2 protein-coding genes are annotated in these 5,898 nt (G+C 74.0%); both read right to left on the bottom strand.

Annotated elements, in window-relative coordinates; all coding sequences use genetic code 11:
* The coding region (locus AB0I68_RS38620) for a beta-ketoacyl synthase N-terminal-like domain-containing protein (RefSeq protein WP_363182124.1) at nt 1-1,161 on the bottom strand (1,161 nt) is incomplete at its 3' end.
* A gap of 183 nt (nt 1,162-1,344) precedes the next feature.
* Nucleotides 1,345-5,883 carry an SDR family NAD(P)-dependent oxidoreductase gene (locus AB0I68_RS38615; RefSeq protein WP_363182123.1) on the bottom strand — a complete coding sequence of 1,513 codons (4,539 nt, stop codon included), beginning with the start codon at nt 5,881-5,883 and terminating at the stop codon, nt 1,345-1,347.
* Between the last annotated feature and the right edge of the window lie 15 nt (nt 5,884-5,898).

Genomic DNA, 5,898 nt, shown 5'->3' with positions numbered 1-5,898 from the left:
ACCGGCCGCGGCCTGGGTGTGCCCGATGTTCGACTTGACCGAGCCCAGCAGCAGCGGCCGCTCGGCCGGCCTGTCCTGCCCGTAGGTGGCCAGCAACGCCTGCGCCTCGATCGGGTCGCCGAGAGAGGTGCCCGTACCGTGCGCCTCGACCACGTCGACCTGGTCGGCGGAGAGCCGGGCGTTGGCCAGGGCCTGGCGGATGACGCGCTGCTGGGCCGGGCCGTTCGGGGCGGTCAGACCGTTGGAGGCACCGTCCTGGTTGATCGCCGAGCCCCGGACGACAGCGAGGACCGGGCGCCCGTTGCGGCGGGCGTCGGAGAGCCGCTCCAGCAGCAGGATGCCCACACCCTCGGCCGGGCCGAATCCGTCGGCTCCTGCCGCGAAGGCCTTGCAGCGGCCGTCCCGGGACAGTCCGCGCTGCTTGGTGAACTCCACGAAGAGCCCGGGTGTGGACATCACGTGTACACCGCCCGCGACGGCGAGTGAACACTCCCCGGCCCGCAGCGCCTGCACGGCGAGGTGCAGGGCGACGAGGGAGGAGGAGCAGGCGGTGTCGACGGTGACCGCCGGGCCCTCCAGGCCGAAGGTGTACGAGATGCGGCCGGACAGGACGCTGGAGGCGTTGCCGGTGCCCAGGTGGCCGGCGTAGTCCTCGGGCGCTTCCAGCAGCGGGGTGAGGTAGTCGGAGCCGTTCATGCCGACGAAGACGCCGGATTGGCTGCCGCGCAGGCCGTGCGGGTCGATCCCGGCGCGCTCGAAGGCCTCCCACGCAGTCTCCAGCAGCAGGCGCTGCTGCGGGTCCATGGCCATTGCCTCGCGCGGGGAGATCCCGAAGAAGTCGGCGTCGAAGGCGGAGGCGCCCGTCAGGAAGCCGCCCTCGCGGGTGGACGAGGTGCCCTGGTCGTACGGGTCGTCGGAGAAGAGGTGGTCCAGGTCCCAGCCCCGGTCCGTAGGGAACGCGGTGAGGGCGTCGCCGCCGGAGGACAGCAGCTCCCCGAGTTCCTCGGGGGTGCCGACACCTCCGGGAAAGCGGCAGCTCATGGCCGTGATGGCAATCGGCTCGTGGGACTGGCTCTCGATGTCGCGCAGACGTCCGTACGCCTCGTCGAGATCCGTCGTGACCTTCTTGAGGTATTCGCGGAGCTTTGCTTCGTTCGCCACTGGCGCTTCACCTATTCGCGTGGTCGAGACCGTGGAGGGACTCAAGGGAATTCAGGGGAGTTCGGGGCGGGTCATTTCGGGACGGATCAGGGGAGCCCGAGGATATTTGAGGGATTCCGGCGAGCCGGAGGCCGTACCGCCGGAACAGGGGTTCCGGCGGTACGGCCTGGGGGCGGCTGGGGTTCAGCCCTGTCCGAACTTCTTGTCGATGAGCGCGAACAGCTCGTCGTCGCTCGCGTCCTCGATCTCACCGGCCGTGGTCGCGTCCGTCGAGCGGGCGTCGTTCCACTGGGCGAGCAGGGTCTGGAGGCGTACCGCGACGCGTGCGTGGGCCGCGTCGTCGTCGGCCGCGGCGGCCAGTTCCGCCGGGTCCAGCGAGGAGAACACACTCTCCAGCCGGTCGATTTCCTCCAGTACGGACACGGTCCGTCCCGCGGCGCCGTCCTGTGCGACCTCGCTCAGCAGGTGCCGGGCGAGGGCGGCCGGGGTCGGGTGGTCGTAGATCAGCGTCGCGGGCAGCCGGAGCCCGGCGGCCGCGCCGAGCCGGTTGCGCAGCTCGACCGCGGTCAGCGAGTCGAAGCCCAGGTCCTTGAAGGCCTGCTCCTCTCCGACGTGTTCCGCCGATCGGTATCCGAGGACACCGGCCACCTGGCCGCGGACGAGGTCCAGTACGGTCCGCTCCCGCTCGGCGGCCGACAGCTCGGCCAGCCGCTGGGCCAGCGTCTCCCCCGCCGCCGCGGTGGAGCCGGGCGCCGCCGTCTTCGCCGCCGTGGTGCGCGGCGCACCGGCCTGGCCGGCCGCCCTGCGCGGCCGGGCCGGGGTGCGGACCAGGCCGCGGAAGACGGGGAGGATCCCGCCGTCCGCCGCCCGGGCCCGCAGGGTCGGGAGGTCGACCGCGACCGGCAGCAGCACCGGCTCGTCCTGTACCGCGAGGGCCAGGTCGAACAGGGCCAGGCCGTCCTGCGCCGACAGCGGTGCGACGCCGCCGCGGGCGGCCCGTTCCCGCTCCGCCCCGGTGAGGCGGCCCGCCATGCCGCGCTCCTCGGCCCACATGCCCCAGACCAGGGAGAGCGCGGTGAGACCGCGGGCCCGCCGGTGCCGGGCGAGGGCGTCGAGGAAGACGTTCGCCGCGCCGTAGTTGGCCTGGCCCGCGCCGCCGAGGGTACCGGCGGCCGCGGAGAACAGGACGAACGCCGACAGGTCGAGGTCCCGGGTCAGTTCGTGCAGGTGGAGGGCGCCGTCGACCTTGGGCCGCAGGACCCGGTCCACGCGCTCCGGGGTGAGCAGGTCCACGACGCCGTCGTCGAGGACCGCCGCCGTGTGGACGACCGCCGTCAGCGGGTGCTCGGCCGGTACGGAGGCCAGGACCGCGGCCAGCGCGTTCCGGTCGGCCACGTCGCACGCCGCCCAGGTGACCTCGGCCCCCGACTCCACCAGCTGCGCGGTGAGTTCGGCCGCGGCCTCGGTGTCGCCGCCCATGCGGCCGGTGAGCAGCAGGTGCCGCACCCCGTGTTCGGCGACCAGGTGCCGGGCCAGGAGACCCGCCAGCCCGCCACCGGCTCCGGTGATCAGGACGGTGCCGTCGGTGTCGATCCGGGCCGCTCCGGCCGGGGCCGGGGCCGCCTCCATCCGGGCGAGGCGTGGCGCGTACAGCATCCCGCCGCGCACGGCCAGTTCGGGCTCCTCGGAGGTGAGGGCGCCCGCCAGGACCCGGCCGGAGGCGTCGGCGTCGTCGAGGTCGACGAGCACGAACCGGTCGGGGTGCTCGGTCTGCGCGGAGCGCAGCAGACCCCACACCGGGGTGCCGGCCAGGTCGCCCGGTTCGGTGTCCGCGTGGGCGACCACCGCACCGCGGGTGACGACGGCGAGCCGCGCGCCGGCGAAGCGGCCGTTGTCCAGCCAGCTCTGCACCAGCGCGAGCGCACGGTACGTCATTTCCCGTACTTCATGGGCGAGTTCGGCGGTGGCCTCCCCGTCCCCGGTGGGCGTCAGGAGCGGAACGACCACGGTGTCGGGCAGCGGCTGCCGTCCGGCGCCGACGGCCGCGTCCAGGGCGGCGAGGTCGTCGTACCCGGCGACGGGAGCCCCTGCGGTGAGGGCGGTGGTGATGCTGCCGGTGGTGTCGCCGACGACCACGAGGGCCGCGGCCGCGGAGCGGGCCGGGACCGGCGTCCGCACCCAGTCCAGGCGGAACAGCGAGTCGTGGACGCCGTCGGCCGCGGGGGCCGCGGCGAACCGCTCGGTGTCGATCTCCCGCGTCACGAGGGCTTCGACGGAGGCGAGGGGCGCGCCCTGCCCGTCGGACAGGGCGACGGACACGGTGTCCGCGCCGGCGGCCGTGATCCGCAGGCGCAGTGCGTCCGCTCCGGTCGCGTGCAGCCGGATCCCGTGCCAGGCGGCCGGCTCCCGGCCGACACTGCCGGTGGCGCCCAGCGCCTGCCCGACGGTGTCGAGCAACGCGGGGTGCAGGGCGAATCCGTCTGCCGTGGCGCCGAGTTCGTCCGTGAGGCGGGCCTGCGCGAAGACCTCGTCTCCGCGCACCCAGACCCGGTCCAGGGCCTTGAGCGCCGGGCCGTGGTAGAGCCCGGCGGCCATGAGCCGCTCGTACACGTCCTCGGTGGCGACCTCCTCGGCCCCGGCGGGCGGCCACGTGCCGCCGTCGGCGGTGTCGGTGATCTCGCCGTTCTCGCAGTTCTCGCCGTTCTCGCCGTCGGCCAGGAATCCGGTGGCGTGCCGGGACCAGGAGCCCGCGTCCGGGGCGTCCGTGCCGGGCTGCTCCGAGCGGCTGTGCACGTGCACGGTGCGGCGGCCTTCGTCGTCCGCCCCGCCGACGGTGACCCGCAGCTGGACGGCCCCGTCCTCGGGGAGCACCAGCGGCGCCTCGGCCATCAGCTCGGCGATCCGGTCGCAGCCGGCCGCCTCCGCGGCCCGCAGGGCGAGTTCGACGAGGACCCCGCCGGGCACGACCACGGAATCGGCCACGACGTGCTCGGCCAGCCACGGGTGCGTACGGCGGGACAGTCGGCCGGTGAACAGGAACCCGCCCGTGTCCGGCAGTTCGACCGCCGCTCCGAGCAGCGGGTGCCCGGCCGGCTCGACGCCGAGGGAGGCGGCGTCCTCCAGCGGGGCGAAGGCGTCGACCCAGTAGCGCTCGCGCTGGAACGCGTACGTGGGCAGGTCGACGCGCTGGGCGCCGGTCTCCGCGTAGGGGGCGGTCCAGTCGACGGCGACACCCTGGACGTGGGCCCGGCCGAGGGCCGCGAGCAACGCCTCCGCCTCGGGGCGGACCTTGCGCAGGGCGGGCACGAAGACGGCGTCCTCGGCGGTGGTGCAGTCCTGGGCCAGGGCCGACAGGACCCCATCGGGACCGAGTTCGACGTACGTCGTCACGCCCGCGGCCTCCAAGGCCCGCATGCCGTCGAGGAAGCGGACCCCCTCCCGGACGTGCCGCACCCAGAAGTCGGCCGAACCCATCTCGTCGGAGACGAGGGCACCGGTCAGGTTGGAGACGACCGGGATCCGCGGGGCGGCGAAGGTCAGCTCCTCCACCACCTTGCGGAAGTCGCCCAGCATCCCGTCCATGTGCGGGGAGTGGAAGGCGTGGCTGACGGTGAGGCGCTTGGTCTTGCGGCCCTGGGCCGCGAAGGTCTGGGCGACGGCCTGAGCGGCGTCCTCGTCACCCGCCACGACCACCGACGTCGGCCCGTTGACTGCGGCGATGCCGATGCCGTCGGTCAGCAGCGCCACGACCTCGTCCTCCGACGCCTCGACCGCGATCATCACACCACCACCCGGCAGCGCCTGCATCAGCCGCCCGCGAGCGGCGACCAGCGAGCACGCGTCGTCCAGCGACAGCACCCCGGCCACGTGCGCGGCCGCGATCTCACCGATCGAGTGACCGGACAGGAAGTCCGGCCGCAGACCCCAGCTCTCCACGAGCCGGTACAGCGCCACCTCGACCGCGAACAGCGCGGGCTGCGCGTACTCGGTGCGGTCCAGCAGCTCCGCATCAGCCCCGAAGACGACTTCCTTCAGCGGCAGTTCGAGATCCGTCCGGGCGCAGACGGCGTCCAGTGCGGCCGCGAACACCGGGAAGGCGTCGTACAGCTCACGCCCCATCCCGAGCCGCTGACTGCCCTGCCCCGTGAAGAGGAAGGCCATCTGCCGGTCTCCGCTCGCCACGCCCTGCGTGACTCCCGGCGCGGACTCGCCCGCCACGAGGGCGGTCAGTGCCTCGCGGTACTCCTCCGGCGCACCCGCGACGATCACGGCGCGGTGGTCGAGGACCGCCCGGCCGGTGGCCAGCGAGTGGCCGACGTCCACCGGCCGCAGGTCGTCGCCCGCGGAGAGGTGGGCCAGCAGCCGGGACGCCTGCTCGCGCAGGGCGGCCTCGGTCCGGCCGGACAGAATCCACGGCCAGGTGCCGGGGACGTCCTGCGGCTCCTCGGCCGGGACAGCCTCGGGGGCCTGCTCCAGGATGGTGTGCGCGTTGGTGCCGCTCACACCGAAGGAGGAGATGCCCGCGCGACGCGGACGCCCCGTCTCAGGCCATTCGCGCAGCTCGGTCAGCAGCTCGATGTCACCGGCCGACCAGTCCACGTGCGGGGTCGGCTCGTCGACGTGCAGGGTCTGCGGGAGCAGCCCGTGCTGCATGGCCAGCACCATCTTGATCACACCGGCGACGCCGGCGGCGGCCTGCGTGTGACCGATGTTCGACTTCACGGAGCCGAGGAGCAG

The sequence above is a fragment of the Streptomyces sp. NPDC050448 genome, assembly GCF_040655295.1.
Lineage (GTDB): Bacteria > Actinomycetota > Actinomycetes > Streptomycetales > Streptomycetaceae > Streptomyces.
Note: the sequence above shows the minus strand (reverse complement) of the source record. Positions and strands in the feature narration are given on the sequence as shown.